This window comes from Loktanella sp. D2R18, assembly GCF_003318235.1.
Lineage (GTDB): Bacteria > Pseudomonadota > Alphaproteobacteria > Rhodobacterales > Rhodobacteraceae > Yoonia.
Genome location: NZ_QOCG01000030.1, coordinates 165,331 through 182,362 on the forward strand (window position 1 = coordinate 165,331; position 17,032 = coordinate 182,362).

15 protein-coding genes are annotated in these 17,032 nt (G+C 56.4%); 10 read left to right on the plus strand and 5 right to left on the minus strand.

The window, feature by feature from the left end; all coding sequences use genetic code 11:
• Positions 1 to 21: 21 nt before the first annotated feature.
• Entirely contained in the window at positions 22 to 771 is a 750-nt protein-coding gene (locus tag DS901_RS14295) for a hydroxypyruvate isomerase family protein (RefSeq protein ID WP_113777602.1), read from the minus strand.
• A 157-nt stretch (positions 772 to 928) separates the two neighbouring features.
• On the opposite strand from DS901_RS14295, the gene DS901_RS14300 reads away from it, so the two are divergent.
• Positions 929 to 1,255: a cupin domain-containing protein gene (locus DS901_RS14300; protein WP_113777603.1), complete on the plus strand. Its 327-nt coding sequence runs from the start codon at positions 929 to 931 to the stop codon at positions 1,253 to 1,255.
• A gap of 75 nt (positions 1,256 to 1,330) precedes the next feature.
• Here DS901_RS14300 and DS901_RS14305 read toward each other — a convergent pair whose 3' ends face one another.
• Positions 1,331 to 1,906 carry a DUF1285 domain-containing protein gene (locus tag DS901_RS14305; protein WP_113778043.1) on the minus strand — a complete coding sequence of 192 codons (576 nt, stop codon included), beginning with the start codon at positions 1,904 to 1,906 and terminating at the stop codon, positions 1,331 to 1,333.
• A gap of 69 nt (positions 1,907 to 1,975) precedes the next feature.
• Between DS901_RS14305 and DS901_RS14310 the strand changes: the two genes are divergently transcribed.
• Genes DS901_RS14310 through DS901_RS14325 form a run of 4 tightly spaced genes read left to right on the plus strand, consistent with a single transcriptional unit; the run spans position 1,976 to position 8,659 of the window.
• Positions 1,976 to 2,980, plus strand: coding sequence for an AAA family ATPase (locus DS901_RS14310; RefSeq protein ID WP_113777604.1), 1,005 nt, complete (start codon positions 1,976 to 1,978; stop codon positions 2,978 to 2,980).
• Positions 2,977 to 3,846: a DUF58 domain-containing protein gene (locus DS901_RS14315; RefSeq protein WP_113777605.1), complete on the plus strand. Its 870-nt coding sequence runs from the start codon at positions 2,977 to 2,979 to the stop codon at positions 3,844 to 3,846. Before DS901_RS14310 ends, DS901_RS14315 begins: the two co-directional genes overlap by 4 nt.
• The gene (locus DS901_RS14320; RefSeq protein WP_113777606.1) at positions 3,843 to 6,596 is read left to right on the plus strand and encodes a DUF4159 domain-containing protein; all 2,754 of its coding nucleotides are present in this window, start codon (positions 3,843 to 3,845) and stop codon (positions 6,594 to 6,596) included. The genes DS901_RS14315 and DS901_RS14320 overlap by 4 nt, the downstream gene beginning before the upstream one ends.
• Complete coding sequence (locus DS901_RS14325) at positions 6,593 to 8,659, plus strand: hypothetical protein (RefSeq protein ID WP_113777607.1); 2,067 nt, start codon at positions 6,593 to 6,595, stop codon at positions 8,657 to 8,659. The genes DS901_RS14320 and DS901_RS14325 overlap by 4 nt, the downstream gene beginning before the upstream one ends.
• Here DS901_RS14325 and DS901_RS14330 read toward each other — a convergent pair.
• A complete protein-coding gene (locus tag DS901_RS14330) occupies positions 8,656 to 8,994 on the minus strand; it encodes a hypothetical protein (protein WP_181820914.1) in 339 nt (112 codons plus the stop codon). The genes DS901_RS14325 and DS901_RS14330 overlap by 4 nt on opposite strands.
• A complete protein-coding gene (locus DS901_RS14335) occupies positions 8,994 to 9,692 on the minus strand; it encodes a DUF599 domain-containing protein (protein ID WP_113777609.1) in 699 nt (232 codons plus the stop codon). The genes DS901_RS14330 and DS901_RS14335 overlap by 1 nt, the downstream gene beginning before the upstream one ends.
• Positions 9,693 to 9,773: 81 nt before the next feature.
• Between DS901_RS14335 and DS901_RS14340 the strand changes: the two genes are divergently transcribed.
• The 5 genes from DS901_RS14340 (at position 9,774) to DS901_RS14360 (ending at position 15,117) form a co-directional block, all read left to right on the plus strand.
• Positions 9,774 to 11,216, plus strand: coding sequence for an FAD-linked oxidase C-terminal domain-containing protein (locus DS901_RS14340; protein ID WP_113777610.1), 1,443 nt, complete (start codon positions 9,774 to 9,776; stop codon positions 11,214 to 11,216).
• Position 11,217: 1 nt separating this feature from the next.
• Positions 11,218 to 12,339 (plus strand): FAD-binding protein, encoded by a 1,122-nt coding sequence (locus tag DS901_RS14345; protein ID WP_113777611.1) that lies wholly within the window; start codon positions 11,218 to 11,220, stop codon positions 12,337 to 12,339.
• Positions 12,339 to 13,655, plus strand: a complete 1,317-nt coding sequence (gene glcF, locus DS901_RS14350) for a glycolate oxidase subunit GlcF (RefSeq protein ID WP_113777612.1) — start codon at positions 12,339 to 12,341, stop codon at positions 13,653 to 13,655. The genes DS901_RS14345 and glcF overlap by 1 nt, the downstream gene beginning before the upstream one ends.
• 54 nt (positions 13,656 to 13,709) lie before the next feature.
• Complete coding sequence (locus tag DS901_RS14355) at positions 13,710 to 14,519, plus strand: trypsin-like serine peptidase (protein ID WP_113777613.1); 810 nt, start codon at positions 13,710 to 13,712, stop codon at positions 14,517 to 14,519.
• A 130-nt stretch (positions 14,520 to 14,649) separates the two neighbouring features.
• Entirely contained in the window at positions 14,650 to 15,117 is a 468-nt protein-coding gene (locus DS901_RS14360) for an Hsp20 family protein (protein WP_113777614.1), read from the plus strand.
• 175 nt (positions 15,118 to 15,292) lie between these two features.
• On the opposite strand, the gene DS901_RS14365 is transcribed toward DS901_RS14360, so the two are convergent.
• Complete coding sequence (locus DS901_RS14365) at positions 15,293 to 16,978, minus strand: BCCT family transporter (protein WP_113777615.1); 1,686 nt, start codon at positions 16,976 to 16,978, stop codon at positions 15,293 to 15,295.
• Positions 16,979 to 17,032: the final 54 nt, after the last annotated feature.

Consider the following 17,032-nt stretch of genomic DNA (forward strand, 5'->3'; position numbering starts at 1 on the left):
TAGCGTGGGGTATTGCTTTGGTCAAGCAAGCCACTGACATCCTGCTGCCGTTTCCCCGCGTGGTCTATATTCGCCGCTGATCCAACCTTGATATCCATCCGCCTGTAGCCGGTCAAAGAAGGCCGGGTAATCGATATCACTTGCATCAGGTTCTGACCGGTCAGGGGTTTGTGCAACTTGCACATGGGCCGTGATTGGGCGCATTCGTTCCCAAGTCGCGCACACATCCCCCGTAATTTTTTTTGCGTGATAGGCATCGAACAGAAGCTGTAAATTGGGCGCATTCACGGCTGCGATCACCTTTGCCGCCAGATCGTAATCGCGCAAAAAATATCCAGGCATATTGTCGCCATTGATCGGCTCAATGAGCAGGTCTTGCTTGGGCACCTGCGCAGCCGCCCAAGCAAGGTTTTCGATATAGACGGCTTCGGCCTCGGGCCCGTCTGCCACGCCAGCCATAATATGCAAATGCTGCGCGCCAAGCGTTTTCGCATACCGTGCGGCCCGCATGAAATCGCGCTGAAATCGGGATTGCAACGCGGGCACGGCTGCCCATCCGGGTTCCCCACCCGTGTAATTTGGTGGCGGGCAGTTGAGCGACACCATTTTTAGATCATACCGCGCCAATTGGTTCACGATATCTTGCGCATTCACATCATAGGGGAACTGCACCTCAACCCCGTCAAAGCCCGCATCCTTAGCAGCGCCAAAGCGTTGCAAGAACGGCAGTTCGGCAAACAACCACGTCAGATTGGCACAATATTTGGACATACAGGCTCCAGAAAACTCGGGCACAGCTTAAACGGGAATCGCGTGCGTGCAAGAAGATCGTCAATATGACTGGACGCAAGCAGGCCTTAGATTGGACCTATCCAGATTTCCCATCGTGAGGCTAAGATTTCATATTTGAAAAACGAAGGGTGCAATCATGTGTTCTACAAGCGGATCCGCGGTGCCAACGGTGAGGATCGACAATGACCGTGTAAAAGTTACCGAATGGCGCTTTAACGCCAAAGGCGACAACACTGGCTGGCACCGTCACGCCTATGACTACATCGTTATTCCTTTGTTCGATGGTTTTTTGAAAATAAACTTGGGTGACGGGGAATACATCACGGCTCAAATGCAAAATGGGGTGCCCTATTACCGCGAAATTGGGGTCGAACACGATGTTATCAATGGCAATGATTTTGCATGCGCATTTGTAGAGGTTGAGCTTTTAGAGCCGAGGGCAGGCGTAGTGACGACCACATAGTCTGCCTGCCCAAATGTGCTCACCTCGACCAACCGCGTAAAATCATCAGCTCGGCGCGATGCACCCGTACATTTCCTACTTCAACTCTTCTGCAAGAATAATTGGAAAGAAGTGTCCATTCGATCGCACACCAAACCAGTCATTCCCACCATGTGTCGCCACTTCTCCGATCTCAACGAGGCGGTAGAACGATTTGCGATCAATTAGCGCTTCTAACTCTGCGCGGATCAAAATATAGGGGCTGGGTTCGCCGGTGTCAGGGTCTTTTTCGACGCGGATCGGATGGTCAGGCCCAGCGGTCGCCGTGTCCCCCACATTCGTCTCAAACACCAGCGCATCCCCCACCCGGTTGAAATCCACCGCGACAAACGGCGCGTCATCTACGGTGATCGTCACCTTTTCAACAGGCGTGACCAATACATAATCATCGCCATCTTTGCGCAGAATCGTCGAAAAAAGGCGTACCAGCTCGGGCCGCCCTATCGGTGTGCCCATATAAAACCACGTCCCATCGCGCGCGATCCGCATATCAAGCGGCCCGCAATCGGGCGGATTCCACAAATGCACCGGCGGCAAGCCCCCTTTTTGGGCGGCACGGGCACTTTCGGCGATGCTTTGGGCGTTTGGGGTCACACTCTTTTGTGTTGTCATTGTTTTTGCCATTGGGGTTTATGTAAATATCTGTTGGTATAGCTGATAACGTTTATCCGGAGGAAAGTCATGGCCGATCACGCCGATCTTGTTGTCCAAATTGAAAATCTGGGCGCAAAGCTGCAAGAAGCACGCAGCAGTATTTCGGCCCGTTTTATCGGCCAAACGCGGGTGGTTGATTTGACCCTGACTGCGCTGATCTGTGGCGGACACGCCGTTTTGATCGGACTGCCCGGCCTTGGGAAAACCATGCTCGTTGATACGCTTTCAACTGTGATGGGGCTCAATGGCAATCGAATTCAGTTCACGCCCGACCTGATGCCTGCGGATATTTTGGGGTCTGAAGTGTTGGAAACCTCTGATGACGGCACTCGCAATTTTCGCTTTATCGAAGGTCCGATTTTCTGCCAGCTATTGATGGCCGACGAAATTAACCGTGCCTCGCCGCGCACCCAATCTGCGCTGTTGCAAGCGATGCAGGAAAAAGAAGTTTCGATCGCTGGCGAACATCGCCCCCTTGGCGCGCCGTTTCACGTGCTCGCGACACAAAACCCGATTGAGCAAGAAGGCACCTACCCGCTGCCCGAAGCGCAACTCGACCGTTTTCTTGTCCAGATTGATGTTCCCTACCCTGACCGCGCAACCGAACGTGACATTTTGATTGCCACAACCGGCGTGGCCGAGGCGGAGGCGACCGCCGTCTTCACCGCTTCCGAATTATTAAACGCTCAGACATTGCTACGCCGCATGCCGGTTGGCGATAATATCGTGGAAATGATCCTCGATTTGGTGCGCGCCTGCCGCCCTGACGCAGACGCCCCCGAAGTGATCCGACAAAACGTCAGCTGGGGCCCCGGCCCGCGCGCCGCGCAAGCATTGATGCTGACCGTGCGCGCGCAGGCGCTGCTTGATGGGCGTTTGGCACCTTCGGCCGAAGATGTGCTTGCAATGGCTGTGCCTGTGCTAGAGCACCGGATGGCGCTGTCATTTGCGGCACGTGCGCGTGGCGAAAGCATCGCAGATATCATCACCCGCGTGGCCGCCGATGTGACCAAGGTCTCTGCCGCCGCATGATCACCCCGCTCGCCCTTCGCGCTGAGGCCCAGACCCTTTCAGCCCCGCTGCCGGCACTTCTGGCCGAGGCAGAGCATCTGGCGACCACCGTTTTGCTGGGCGACCACGGGCGGCGGCGTGCTGGCGTGGGCGATGCGTTTTGGCAATACCGCCCAGCGCAACCGTCAGACGCGGCGCGCAGTATCGATTGGCGGCGCTCGGCCCGATCAGACGCGAATTTCGTACAAGATAAAGAGTGGCAGATTGCCCAATCGATCCTGCTTTGGATCGATCAGTCGGCGTCAATGCAGTTTCATTCAGGTGACCTGCCAAGCAAGGGCGCGCGTGCGCGGCTCCTTGGGTTGGCCACCGCCATTTTGCTGATACGTGGCGGTGAACGGGTAGGCCTGACCGGGTTGCGCCTGCGCCCCCGGCGTGGCGAGACCCAGATTTCGCAGATGGCACAAATCCTGTCAGAACAAAGCGATGTCGATTACGGCGCGCCCGAAACCCAAGGGATGCTGCCACATTCGCGCGCCCTATTCATCAGCGATTTCATGGGCGATATCGCCCCCGTCGAAGAAGCCTTGATGCGCGCCGCAGATCGCGGTGTGGGCGGTGCATTGTTACAGGTGCTTGACCCGCAAGAAGAAGAATTTCCATTTGACGGGCGTACCGTGTTCACATCGATGACGGGCGCATTGGAACATGAAACCATGAAGGCTGGCGATCTTAAAGCCCGCTATCTTGATCGGTTAGCGGAACGTAAAGATCGTCTTGCGATGCTTGCCCGCACAACCGGCTGGCAATTTAGCACGCACCATACCGGACAATCGGCGACGGCCGCGCTCCTTTGGCTTTATGGCGCGCTGGAGCGGCAGGCATGATGGCGCTGGGTCCTATCGGGTTTACAGCACCTTGGTTGCTGGTAGCGCTTGCCGCATTGCCAATTCTTTGGGTGCTTTTGCGCGCGGTGCCACCTGCACCGATCCGGCGACAGTTTCCGGGCGTCGCGCTTTTGTTGGGTCTGGCCGACAAAGACAGCCAATCTGATCGCACGCCTTGGTGGCTTCTTTTGCTGCGCCTTTCCGCAATGGCCGCAATAATTATTGGGTTCGCCGGGCCCGTTTTGAACCCACAAGCCGCGCGCGGTGGTAACGGTGATCTCGTGATCGCGGTGGACGGCACATGGGCCGGGGCCGCGCGTTGGGCGCAACAAATGTCACGCGTTGACACATTGCTGTCAGAAGCCGCTGTCGCGGATCGCCGTGTCGCTGTGGTGATCTTGACCGATCTGCCCGCAGGCGGCCTGCCCTTCGCCGCCCCAAGTGACTGGCAAAACCGACTACCAAATCTGACCCCGCAACCTTGGCAACCAATTGATCCGGTAGCCTATTTCGATACCCAATCAGGGGCATTTGAAACCTATTGGCTGTCAGACGGGATTGATTTCGATGGGCGCGACGCGCTACTTATGCAATTCGAAAATGCGGGCAGCGTGACCGTCTTTCAAACGCCGCAACAGACCATCGGCATACGCCCTGCAACCTTTGAGGGTGGCGAAGTGATCGTCAGTGCGACGCGCACGCCAGTTGGTGCCGCTTTTGAGACGCAAATCACCGCCACAGGCCGCGACCCTGCAGGCGTTGAGCGGCCACTTGCCAGCGTCCCGCTTAGCTTTGCCGCAGGTGAATCCGACGCGCAAACCGCGATGATCCTCCCCCCCGAATTACGCAACCGGATCACGCGGTTTTCAATCGATGGGACCAAATCAGCGGGTGCTGTGAGCCTGACAGATGACGCGCTCAAACGGCGCGAAGTTGCTTTGATCGCACAAGGAGGCGCGCGCGAAGGGCTAGAGCTTCTGTCGCCGCTTTATTACTTGCGCGAGGCCCTCGAACCCACCGCAGACCTGATTGACGGCACTATTTCCGACATCCTTCTTGCCAATCCGGATGTGATCATTCTGGCGGATGTCGCGACCCTTAGCGGCGACGAAACTGACGCCATACTGGAATGGATGAACGACGGCGGCATGTTGGTGCGTTTTGCAGGCCCGCGCCTTGCCGCGAGCGATTTGGGACGCAGTACAGAAGACCCGCTTTTGCCTGTGCGTTTGCGGTCTGGTGGCCGCACCGTTGGCGGCGCAATGAGCTGGGGAGAGCCCAAGGCCCTTGCCCCATTCGACGCCGAAAGCCCATTTTTCGGCCTGCCCGTGCCCGACGATGTCAGCGTCACTAGCCAAGTCATGGCGCAACCCGATCCGACACTGGCCGCAAGGGTCATTGCAGAACTGGCCGACGGTACCCCGTTGGTCACGCGTAAACGGGTCGGCGACGGCCAAGTTATCTTATTCCATGTGACCGCAAATGCAGAATGGTCCAGCCTGCCCCTATCTGGCCTATTTGTGCAAATGCTGGAACGCATGGCGGTATCGACCCGCCCATCCACGCGCGAAGCCGCGGAATTGGCAGGCACAACATGGTTGCCAAGCAAGGTTTTAAACGCCTACGGACAGCTTGAAGACGCAAGCACATTGCCGGGCGTGGCAGGCGAAACCTTGGCGGCCGCTGTGCCCGGGCCCAACTTGCTACCCGGCCTCTATGCAGGCGCTGAGCGGCAATTGGCTGTGAATGTCATCGGTCCCGACACTCTATTGGCCCCCGCGAGCTGGCCGTCGCACATCGCGGTTGAAGGCATGACTGCGCTCCGCGAAACTGCGCTCGAAGGCTGGTTGCTCACGGCCGCACTTTTGATGTTGATAATTGATGTGGTCGCATCGCTTGCCGTTGGGGGCCGCTTGCGTGGTCCGCGCGCGGATGTCGCTGCCCTGCTCGCGCTTTTGGTCATCGCCGCACCCGACGCACAGGCCCAAACAGACGATGCATTTGCCTTGCGCGCAACCTCGCAAGTGGTGCTTGGGCATGTTATCACGGGCAACGAAAGCGTCGACGAAGTCGCCCACGCGGGTCTTTTGGGCCTGTCGCAAACGCTGTTTCGGCGCACTTCAATTGAACCTTCCGCGCCCCTTGCCGTGAACTTAGAGACCGATGAACTCGCGTTCTTTCCGTTTCTTTACTGGCCGATCACAGCTGATCAAGCGCTGCCATCGCAAGCGGCCTACACAAAACTGAACCGCTACCTGCGATCTGGCGGGATGATCATGTTTGACACACGCGACGCTGATACCGCGCGGTTCGGGTCGGGTTCCCCCGAGGGGCGCAAACTGCAAGCCATCGCGCGGTCGTTGGATATTCCAGCGCTTGAGCCGGTCCCCACTGACCACGTACTGACGCGCACATTTTATTTGCTACAAGACTTCCCAGGGCGCTACGCAAGCCGTGATATCTGGGTCGAAGCGGCCCCAATTGACGCGGTTCAAACCGAAGGCATGCCTTTTCGCAACCTCAACGACGGTGTGACCCCTGTCATCATCGGCGGCAACAATTGGGCGGCCGCATGGGCCGTGACGCAAAACGGCGCCGCCATGCTACCAGTCGGGCGCGGGCAAGCCGGTGAACAGCAGCGCGAAATCGCCTTTAGATTTGGCGTCAATGTGATCATGCATGTGCTGACTGGGAACTATAAATCTGACCAAGTCCATGTGCCGGACCTGCTAGATCGGTTGGGCCAATGACACAAACACTAATCTTTAACCCGCTTATCCCAATGCCTGCGCTGATCGGCATCGCGACCTTTGTGGCGCTTGGCATTGCCTTTGCGCTTTGGCGGGGCCTACCGGGGCGGTGGCTTCGCGGGGTGGCAGCAATTGTACTACTTTGCGCCATCGCGGGGCCATCCGTGCAGCAAGAAGACCGCGCCCCACTATCCGATATTGTTTTGGCCGTTATCGACGAAAGTGCGAGCCAAAGGATTGCAGATCGCCCTTCGCAAAATGATGCAGCGCTCGCGAATATTACAGCGCAGATTGCCCGACTTGATAATACAGAACTGCGGGTCGTTCAGGTTGCCGATGGTGAAGATGACATCGGCACCGCGCTGATGACCGCAACGACCCAAGCGTTGTCCGAAGAACCGCAAGGCCGTATCGCAGGTGTGATTTTGATCAGTGATGGACGGTTGCATGATATTGAACGCGCCCCCCGCCTGCCCGCACCGATGCATCTGCTGTTGAGCGGACAACCAGATGATTGGGATCGGCGGCTTGTGGTATCGCAAGCGCCTGCCTTTGCGATTCTGGGCGAACAGGTCACCCTGACATTGCGCATTGATGATCAAGGGGCCGCACCCGCAACCCAAGCGGTTGAACTGTCGATCGCTGTCGATGGCGACCCAGCGATTAGCCTGCCCATTCCCGTCGGGCAAGATATTGAAATCCCATTTGAATTGCCACACGGCGGCATGAATGTCGTGCAGTTTTCAATCCCCGAAGCTGAAGGCGAACTGACCGCGCGCAACAATGTCGCCGTTGTGCAAATCAACGGTGTGCGTGATCGCTTGCGCGTTCTTTTGGTATCAGGCGAGCCACACGCAGGCGAACGCACGTGGCGCAACCTGCTTAAGTCGGATCAGACCGTTGATCTGGTGCATTTCACCATCCTGCGCCCCCCCGAAAAACAAGATGGGGTGCCGGTGAACGAATTGTCGCTGATTGCCTTTCCAACCCGTGAATTGTTTTTGGAAAAAATCGATGATTTTGATCTGATTATCTTTGACCGTTACAGGCGTCGCGGCATTTTGCCCGGCGACTATTTCAACAACATCCGCGAATATGTCGAACAAGGCGGCGCGGTTCTGGTGTCTTCTGGCCCGGAATATGGTGGCGCGGAAAGCATCTATCGATCACCGCTGGGGCAAATTCTACCCGGCGCGCCCACCGCGCGCGTTTTTGAAGAAGGCTTTACCCCACAAATTACCGACATCGGCCAACGTCACCCCGTGACCGAAGGGCTTGCGGATCTTTCGCCAAACCCCACCGGCGATGGCCCCGGTTGGGGGCGTTGGTTCCGATTGGTAGATGTGCTTGTTCCGCAGGACGCAATAACCGTCATGTCGGGGCTTGATAATCGCCCACTGCTTGTCCTGAACCGTATTGGCGAAGGTCGTGTGTCACTGATCGCGTCAGACCACAGCTGGCTTTGGGATCGTGGGTTTGAAGGGGGCGGGCCGCAGCTCGAACTGCTGCGCCGCCTTGCCCATTGGATGATGAAAGAACCCGAACTGGAAGAAGAATCGCTTTGGGTAGAGCCAAGCGGCCAAACCATGCGGATCATCCGGCGCACCCTGAATGAAAACGTCGATGATGTCACTGTCACCCACCCCGACGGAACGCAGACCGTATTGACGTTGGAACAAGTCTCACCGGGGCGGTTTGAAACACTTTGGAATGGCCCAGAAATTGGGCTGTACCGTTTGGATGATGGGACCGAAACAACTGTGATTGCACTTGGCCCCGCAGCGCCGCGCGAATTCGAACAAACGATTGCTTCACCCGAAACGCTTGATCCTATTATTGCATCATCCGGTGGCGGCGCCCTGACAATTTCGGATGGCGATATCAGCATCCGCACGGTCCGCGCCGGACGCCCCGCACACGGGCGCGGCTGGATCGGGATTACACCACGCGGTGCCTATCAAACCGCGGATATCAGCATCACACCTGTTTTGCCTGCTTGGGCATGGCTATTGTTAGCCGCATTGCTGAGCATTGGCGCTTGGCTACGCGAAGGGCGGCGTTAGTCGTCTAAGGCAACTTCGAACAGCTCTTCAGACCAGCCATCAACGCTACACCGGGTGCGGATAAACACGGATGTTGCACCTTCAGGGATCACGATCCCACTTTGATAACGCGTAAACGGCTGTTCATTGACATGCGGATGCGCCAATTCACGAAACCCGATCCGATTGCCGTCGGCGTCAAGCACTTCCCAACCGTCGGCATAGTGGTCCCACCCGGTATCGGGGTGCAGGATTGAGACGGACACGCGGTCGCCAGAAATGGTGACATCAGTGATTTGGGGCGGATCCGCCAATGCGGCGGATGCTGCGAAAATGGGAATCAGTGCATATTTCATCATGTCGTCTCGTTTAGCAGAATACTGCGCGGAACTGATGCAAATTCGCGTGACCAGACGATGCCCAAGGCAATTATCGTCGCGCCAATCAGTGCAAATGCCCCCAGCAACCACGCAAGCGCCGCCAATGCAAAATACATCGCCCGCAGCCCGCGATTAAAATTAACGCCCGCGCGAATGTTGAGCTCAGCCGCCTGTGCCGCGCGTGGATAAGCGATCGGGTCGTCCGGGTCGTTGGGCACAGCGGACATGACAACCGCACAATAGCCAAACACGCGGTTTGACCAAACGAATTTCAGAAACGCATTGGCCAAAAACAAAACCACAAGCCCCAGCTTTAGCTGCCACACAACAACCGGCAGAGGCGCATCGGTAACTTCGAGCGCCACGCCGCGCAACGGATCAGTATTCCCGATCAGTGCAAGCACACCGCCAATTGCAAGCAAACAGGTTGATGCGAAAAACGATGTGCTTTGACGCAGACTTGCAAGGATTTGGCTGTCATAAATACGCGGATTTCGGGTCACAAACACCTTCATCCATTCGCGCCGATGCGCGGACATCAACACAGTTACCGACGGGCGTTTCCCGCCCGAGCGATCAATCAACGATCCGATCACAAGCCAGCCCACCACGATAAATGCCGCCGCGCCCCAATCCCACAGGGTCAAAAGCCCAAGATGTTCAATTAATTCCATAGGTCTTGTTTAGCCAGTCGGCTATCCACTTGCCATATAGAAAAATTGGTAATATATTTTTACCAAATATGGAGAACCGCCATGAAAATGCCAGCCCCGAATGCCAGCGTCCTGTCTCGAAAGGATCAAATTGTTAGCCGTTTGCAGGCCGTTTTGCCCGAAAACGCGGTGATTTCCGATGTGGCCGAAACCCGCGCCTATGAATGCGATGCATTGACCGCTTACCGCTGCCCGCCGCTTTGTGCTGTGTTACCTGCAAATACCCAAGAGGTCGCGGCGGTCATGAAGATTTGCCACGATATGGGCGTGCCCGTCGTTCCGCGCGGTTCGGGCACATCACTTGCTGGGGGGGCGCTACCGACCGCCGATTGCGTGATCCTTGGCGTGGCCAAGATGAACGGCGTGATCGAAACCAACTATCCAGACCGCTATATCACGGTGCAGACGGGCCGGACCAATCTGTCGGTCACCGGCGCTGTAGAAGAAGACGGGTTCTTCTACGCGCCTGATCCGTCTAGCCAATTGGCCTGCGCCATTGCAGGAAATATCGCGATGAATTCGGGCGGTGCGCATTGTCTCAAATACGGGGTGACCACGAATAACCTACTGGGCGTGACGATGGTCATGATGGATGGCAGTATTGTGGACATCGGCGGCGCGTATATGGATGCAGGCGGGTTGGACTTGCTCGGCGTCATTTGCGGATCAGAGGGCCAGTTAGGCGTTGTCACCGAAGCCACCCTGCGCATCCTGCCCAAACCCGAAGGCGCGCGCCCTGTGCTGATGGGCTATGATAGCAACGAGGTCGCAGGCCAGGTTGTCACAGACATTATCAAAGCGGGCGTTTTGCCTGTTGCGATCGAATTCATGGATCGTCCCTGTATTGAGGCGACCGAAGCTTTCGCCAAGGCGGGCTATCCGATGTGCGAAGCTTTGCTCATTGTCGAGGTCGAAGGATCAGATGCGGAAATTGACGCGCAACTGGCCCTGATCATGGAAATTGCCGCCAAACATAACCCGGTTGAATTGCGCGAAGCCAAATCAGCGGATGAGGCGGCGCGCATTTGGCTGGGCCGCAAATCGGCCTTTGGCGCGATGGGGCAGATCAATGACTACATGTGCCTTGATGGCACGATCCCGGTGTCGCAACTGCCCTATGTGCTGCGCCGAATCGGCGAGATGTCCAAGGAGTACGGGCTGGGCGTCGGCAATGTGTTCCACGCGGGCGATGGCAATATGCACCCGCTGATCTTGTTCGATGCCAATAAGCCCGGCGATCTTGAACTTTGCGAGGCATTTGGTGCTGATATCCTCAAACTCTGTGTTGAGGTCGGCGGTTGCCTGACCGGCGAACATGGTGTGGGTATCGAAAAACGGGATCTGATGCACACGCAATACTACCCGGTTGATCTTGAGGCACAGATGGCCGTCAAAGACGTGTTTGACCCCGCTTGGTTGCTGAACGCGGCCAAAGTGTTCCCGCTAGATAGTTCTGAAGCCCGCCGCGCGGCCGGAGATCACTGATATGACACCCCAGACCGAACAAGACCTTTCTGAGCTGATCAAAGACGCACAGGGGCCTCTGAGCATTCAAGGCGGCGGCACGCGTAGCTATGCCCATGTCGCAGGCGACAAAGTTGACATGCGCGCTATGTCGGGCATCACCCTTTATGAACCCGGCGCGATGACGATTGTCGCAAAGGCCGGCACACCCCTGTCTGAGATTAACGCGGCCCTTGCTGCCGAGAACCAGCGACTTGCCTTTGAACCGATGGATCATCGCGCGCTTTTAGGCTCGACAGGCGAGCCGACCATTGGCGGTATTGTCGCCGCCAATATTTCGGGACCGCGCCGCATATCTGTTGGGGCGTGCCGCGATTTCTTGCTGGGTGTGCGCTTTGTTGATGGGGCGGGCAATATCGTCAAAAACGGTGGCCGCGTGATGAAAAACGTAACCGGCTATGATCTCGTGAAGCTGATGTCAGGCGCCTACGGCACATTGGGTGTGTTGACCGAAGTGTCGTTGAAGGTGCTGCCAAACGTCGCCCAAACGGGCTGCGTGATGCTGCATGGGTTGAATGATGCGCTTGCGATCAAAGCGATGTCAGCCGCGCTTGGCTCTCCCTTCGAGGTCACAGGTGCGGCACACCTGCCGCAAAGCATACAAGGCGATCCGATCACCATGATCCGGATTGAAGGGTTCGACGCATCGGTCAAGTACCGCGCAGACCGCCTGCGCGATCTGCTGAAACCCTTCGGCGATACCACAGTGCAGATCGGCGAAACGGACGATGGTTACGGCACGCATAAAGGTTGGAAATGGGTGCGCGATGTGACTGCGTTCTCAGATCAGCCCGGAGATGTCTGGCGCATATCGGTCAAACCGTCTGACGCTGCCGATATTGTGGCCAAGTTAGATGCAACGGCCGTACAATATGATTGGGGCGGCGGGCTGATTTGGGCATTAACCGACGGTGGCGATCTGCGCGCGAAATTAGGTGACTTCAAAGGGCATGCAACACGCATCCGCGGTGCAGGCGACGCGCCGGTGTTCCACCCCGAACCAACACCAATCGCAACGATTAGCGCCGGATTACGCGCTAAATTCGACCCCCGCAATATTCTCAACAAAGGGTTGATGGCCTGATGCAAACAACATTCACACCAGAACAGCTCACCGATCCGGGTACAGCGCGGGCCAATGAAATCTTGCGGGCCTGTGTGCATTGCGGGTTTTGTACTGCCACCTGCCCCACCTACCAAGTACTTGGTGACGAATTAGATAGCCCCCGTGGGCGGATATACCTGATCAAAGATATGCTTGAGAACAACCGCAAGCCTGATGCGAAAACGGTCAAACATATTGACCGCTGTCTATCTTGTCTGGCCTGCATGACCACCTGCCCCTCTGGTGTGCATTATATGCATTTGGTTGACCATGCCCGTGCCTATATCGAAGAACATTACAACCGTCCGTGGTCAGATCGCGCATTGCGGTGGGTGCTCGCGCGCATATTGCCCTATCCGACGCGGTTTCGTGTGGCACTGCTGGGGGCCAAAATCGCACGCCCCTTTGGGCGGTTCATGCCCGATCCACGCCTGCGCGCCATGATCGCCATGGCCCCAAAGACCATCCCCCCCGTCAGCCGCAACGATGATCCACAGGTCTTTCCGGCGCAGGCCAAAAAGATGCGCGTCGCGCTGATGACAGGCTGTGCGCAAAAGGCGCTGAATACTGATATCAACGACGCGACCATCCGGTTGCTCACCCGCATGGGGGCCGAAGTTGTGGTGGCGAGCGGTACAGGCTGCTGTGGTGCGCTGACCCATCACATGGGCAAGGAAACCGAAAGCCACGCGGCGGCGGCCAAGAACATTCGCGCATGGGGGCGTGAAATGGACCAAGGGCTTGATGCCATTGTGATCAATACCTCTGGCTGCGGCACCACAGTCAAAGACTACGGGCATATGTTCCGCAATGGTCCTTTGGCCGCTGATGCCGCACGGGTCAGTGCGATCGCGATGGATGTGTCCGAAGTGTTGATGAAACTGGACCTGCCCAAAGGCGATCACAAAGACACCAAAGTCGCCTATCATGCAGCCTGTTCGCTACAACATGGGCAACAGATCAAATCCCATCCCAAAACCCTATTGAAAAACGCCGGGTTTACTGTTTTGGAACCCGCGGACAGCCATCTGTGTTGCGGATCAGCGGGCACGTACAATCTGATGCAGCCTGAGATTTCAACGCAGCTTAAATCACGCAAAGTCGACACGCTCGAAGCGCTGACGCCTGATATCATCGCAGCAGGCAACATTGGCTGCATGATGCAAATTGGCAGCGCCACCGAAGTGCCAATTGTGCATACGGTAGAACTGCTTGATTGGGCGACGGGCGGGCCGAAACCACCAGCGCTTGATACCGAAAGAAATACGAAAATGAAGGTGCCAATCCTGCGCTAATGCCATATTGCTGCCGCAACTCTGCGGGAAGCTAGATCAAACGGTAGGGACGACATGCGGCATTTTCTGATCATTGCAATTTGGCTCTGTGCGGCCACGATGCCTGTGCACGCTGAAGAAACAGAGCTTGTCAGCCTGGAAACCCGCCAAGACAGCCAAGGTTGGGAGGCCGTAGGCCGACTTGATATTGCAGGCAAAGGGTTTTGCACCGCCGCCTTGATTCGGGAAAGCCTGATCCTAACGGCGGCACACTGCCTGTATGATGAGGATGGATCGCCGATCGACAGTGACCGTTTCGAATTTTTGGCAGGGCTGCGCGACGGGCGCGCGTCCGCGACACGCGCGATTAGACGCGCCATCCCACACCCTGACTACGATCCAAACGGCGATACATTCGCGCCGCTCGAAGTCGCCGTCGATATTGCTGTTCTTGAACTTGAACGCCCGATCCAAAACACGCGGATACGACCATATTTGATCGCCACACGGCCGCTCACGGGTGATGAAATTGGGGTAGTTTCCTACGGGCGCGGGCGTGAAAACCTGCCCAGCCTGCAAGAAGTCTGTAGCGTCTTGGGGCGTCAAACCGGGGTGATTGTGATGACCTGCGATGTGGATTTTGGGTCCAGCGGCGCGCCCGTATTCACCGTGCGCGATGGGGAAACCCGGATTGCCTCTGTTGTATCTGCAATGGCGCAGATTGATGGGCAGAAAGTGTCGCTTGGGACCTCGCTTGACGGGCCGCTTTCAGTCCTTATGGCGCATTTTTCAACCATCGGTCCGGCGCTTCCCGGCGGCACACAGCGCATCATTTCAATAGGTGAACGCAATGATACGGGCGCCAAGTTCATTAGCGTGAACTAGGGGCTTGAAACCCTAAATCAGCATCCCCACATCAAATGTACCAAGGCGCCAATGATGGGTCTTGGACAAACCGGCCTGTCCCATTGGGAAGGCTTCACACTTGTTATCGCTTGATAAAGGATGACCTATTATGCGTAGTTTTGACCTTACACCACTATACCGTGCCACCGTTGGTTTCGACCAAATTGCAGACCTGATGGATCGCGCAATCTCCAGCGACGCCGGCACCAACAGCTACCCCCCTTACAATATCGAAAAGACGGCCGATGACGGCTGGCGCATTTCAATTGCCGTTGCCGGGTTTGGCGATGATGACCTCGCGATTGAGGTCAAAGATCGTTCGCTCCATGTCACTGCCCGCAAGGCCGAAGACGAGGCGGAACGCAAATATCTGCACCGCGGCATTGCCACCCGCGCGTTTGAACGTCGCTTCCATCTCGCCGACCACGTCCGCGTGACGGGCGCCAGCCATGAAAACGGCATGCTGCACATCGACCTGACCCGCGAAGTCCCCGAAGCGCTCAAACCGCGCCAGATCGAAATCGCGGCAGGCGGTAAAAAAGACGCGAACCTCGTGGATGCGAAATCCGTCAACTAAACAAAATCGATCCCGGTATGTTGACGTACCGGGATCGATGGCTTTGCAAACGCAGCGAACGGCAGGTTTGAGCCCACTCTGACCGAAGCTGCGTGATACACGGATGACAGCTTCACGTGCTTTTCTGGGTTTGAGGGAAGAAATGCCGGGCACCCAAAAGCGTGCCCGGTCAGTGTTATTCGGCTGGCGAAGTAATCCCAACGGCATCGGTCGTGGACTGGATGCCTGCGTTGTTGCGCTTCGTATCGTTCCAAACCGCTTTCACGAGTGAAACGCACTGAAGCACCATCACAATAGAGAACGGGAATGCTCCAATAACCATCGCTGTTTGGATGGCCTTAAGCCCACCACCGGGTCCGCCTGCAATCAGCAGCGCTGCGACCACACCACCCAGAGCAACGCCCCAGAAGTAGATATGTGGACGTGCTTTTGGACCTTCGTCTCCCGCTGCATTGATCGTATTGACGATCAGCACTGCAGAGTCGGCTGTTGTCACCAGATAGGTCAGCAGCAGAACAACGATGAGCACTGACATGACCCAGCCTAGGTTTGCACCCAGCATATAGATGACCATTGCAAATATCTTGTCACCGTCCGGTGCAGAGAAAATCACATCGCCCGCATCACCGTTTAACGTCAGGTCGATTGCTGTACCACCGGCAAAGCTGAACCAGATGAAGCACATGATCGCGGGCATAACCATCGCACCAAGGACGAACTCACGAATGGAGCGACCTTTGGAGATACGTGCCAGGAACAAGCCAACGAACGGAGCGAATGCAACCCACCACGCCCAGTAGAATACAGACCATGCACCCTGCCAGTTTTCCTGATTTGTGGCTACAGACCCTTCAACCCCGTCCGAGCGGAACACTTGGAACAGCAGCGTCGGAAGATTCACGATGTAGTCAATAAAGCCCATGACGAGCGCGTTCAAACCGAAGAAAGTGGATCCAAAAATTAAGAAGAAGCCGAGCAGGAAGATGGACAGGATCATGTTGATATTGGACAGGATCTTGATCCCTTTTCCAACACCGGACAACGCAGATGCGGTAGATGCGACCATGATGATGGTAATGGATACCAGAATGCCGAGAGTGTTCGACGTCCCCGTTTCTGCATCTGTCAAACCACCAATGCCAATCCGGGTCATGCCGGAGACAAACTGTTCAACACCAAAACCGAGGGCCTGTGCGACGCCCAGAATGGTTGCAACAACAGCAACAATGTCGATCACGTTACCCAGTGGGCCCGAAAGATGTTTGCCGAAAATAGGAATGAGTGAGCTGCGAACCGTCAGTGGCAGACCGCGACGGTAGCTGAAAAACGCCATCGCCATACCTGTGAGACCATAACAAGCCCAAGCCCCGAAACCCCAGTGGAGGTTGGACCACTTATAGGCGTTGATCACATTGTCCTGCGCCGACCCTGTGGCAGTCCCTGCGATCACGTCAGGGTTGTTTTGGAAGTGATAGACTGGTTCAGCAACCGCCCACGTCAACATGCCAACGCCGATTGCGGCACCGAACATCATGGCAAACCATGAGAAACGCGCGAACTCTGGTACGTCATCTTCGACGCCCAGCTTCAGCTTACCGGTCGCAGGAATGATTGCCAGAATGGCGCAAGTGAAAAAGAACAGCGCTACGATCCAGATGTACCAATAGGCGGTATTGGCCAAAATGAAGCTGTTGATTGCATTTAGAACGCTACCCGCTTGCTCTGGGAAAACGATGGCCCATATGACCAACGAAGCAATGATAATTTTAGATACCACCGCGACACTCATACTGAAGCCAGAGTAAAAACCCTTTTCGGCGGTCTCGATCGGTAGTTCCATTAGTGGAGGTTTCAAAGACATAATTTCCTCATTGTTGGTTGCTATTAGCCTCCTGTGATGCGTGCTACGAACGCG

What these genes read in the sequence shown, in the direction of transcription:
- DS901_RS14295 (WP_113777602.1), bottom strand. Translation starts at nt 771, where the DNA reads ATGTCCAAATATTGTGCCAATCTGACGTGGTTGTTTGCCGAACTGCCG.
- DS901_RS14300 (WP_113777603.1), top strand. Translation starts at nt 929, where the DNA reads ATGTGTTCTACAAGCGGATCCGCGGTGCCAACGGTGAGGATCGACAAT.
- DS901_RS14305 (WP_113778043.1), bottom strand. Translation starts at nt 1,906, where the DNA reads ATGACAACACAAAAGAGTGTGACCCCAAACGCCCAAAGCATCGCCGAA.
- DS901_RS14310 (WP_113777604.1), top strand. Translation starts at nt 1,976, where the DNA reads ATGGCCGATCACGCCGATCTTGTTGTCCAAATTGAAAATCTGGGCGCA.
- DS901_RS14315 (WP_113777605.1), top strand. Translation starts at nt 2,977, where the DNA reads ATGATCACCCCGCTCGCCCTTCGCGCTGAGGCCCAGACCCTTTCAGCC.
- DS901_RS14320 (WP_113777606.1), top strand. Translation starts at nt 3,843, where the DNA reads ATGATGGCGCTGGGTCCTATCGGGTTTACAGCACCTTGGTTGCTGGTA.
- DS901_RS14325 (WP_113777607.1), top strand. Translation starts at nt 6,593, where the DNA reads ATGACACAAACACTAATCTTTAACCCGCTTATCCCAATGCCTGCGCTG.
- DS901_RS14330 (WP_181820914.1), bottom strand. Translation starts at nt 8,994, where the DNA reads ATGAAATATGCACTGATTCCCATTTTCGCAGCATCCGCCGCATTGGCG.
- DS901_RS14335 (WP_113777609.1), bottom strand. Translation starts at nt 9,692, where the DNA reads ATGGAATTAATTGAACATCTTGGGCTTTTGACCCTGTGGGATTGGGGC.
- DS901_RS14340 (WP_113777610.1), top strand. Translation starts at nt 9,774, where the DNA reads ATGAAAATGCCAGCCCCGAATGCCAGCGTCCTGTCTCGAAAGGATCAA.
- DS901_RS14345 (WP_113777611.1), top strand. Translation starts at nt 11,218, where the DNA reads ATGACACCCCAGACCGAACAAGACCTTTCTGAGCTGATCAAAGACGCA.
- glcF (WP_113777612.1), top strand. Translation starts at nt 12,339, where the DNA reads ATGCAAACAACATTCACACCAGAACAGCTCACCGATCCGGGTACAGCG.
- DS901_RS14355 (WP_113777613.1), top strand. Translation starts at nt 13,710, where the DNA reads ATGCGGCATTTTCTGATCATTGCAATTTGGCTCTGTGCGGCCACGATG.
- DS901_RS14360 (WP_113777614.1), top strand. Translation starts at nt 14,650, where the DNA reads ATGCGTAGTTTTGACCTTACACCACTATACCGTGCCACCGTTGGTTTC.
- DS901_RS14365 (WP_113777615.1), bottom strand. Translation starts at nt 16,978, where the DNA reads ATGTCTTTGAAACCTCCACTAATGGAACTACCGATCGAGACCGCCGAA.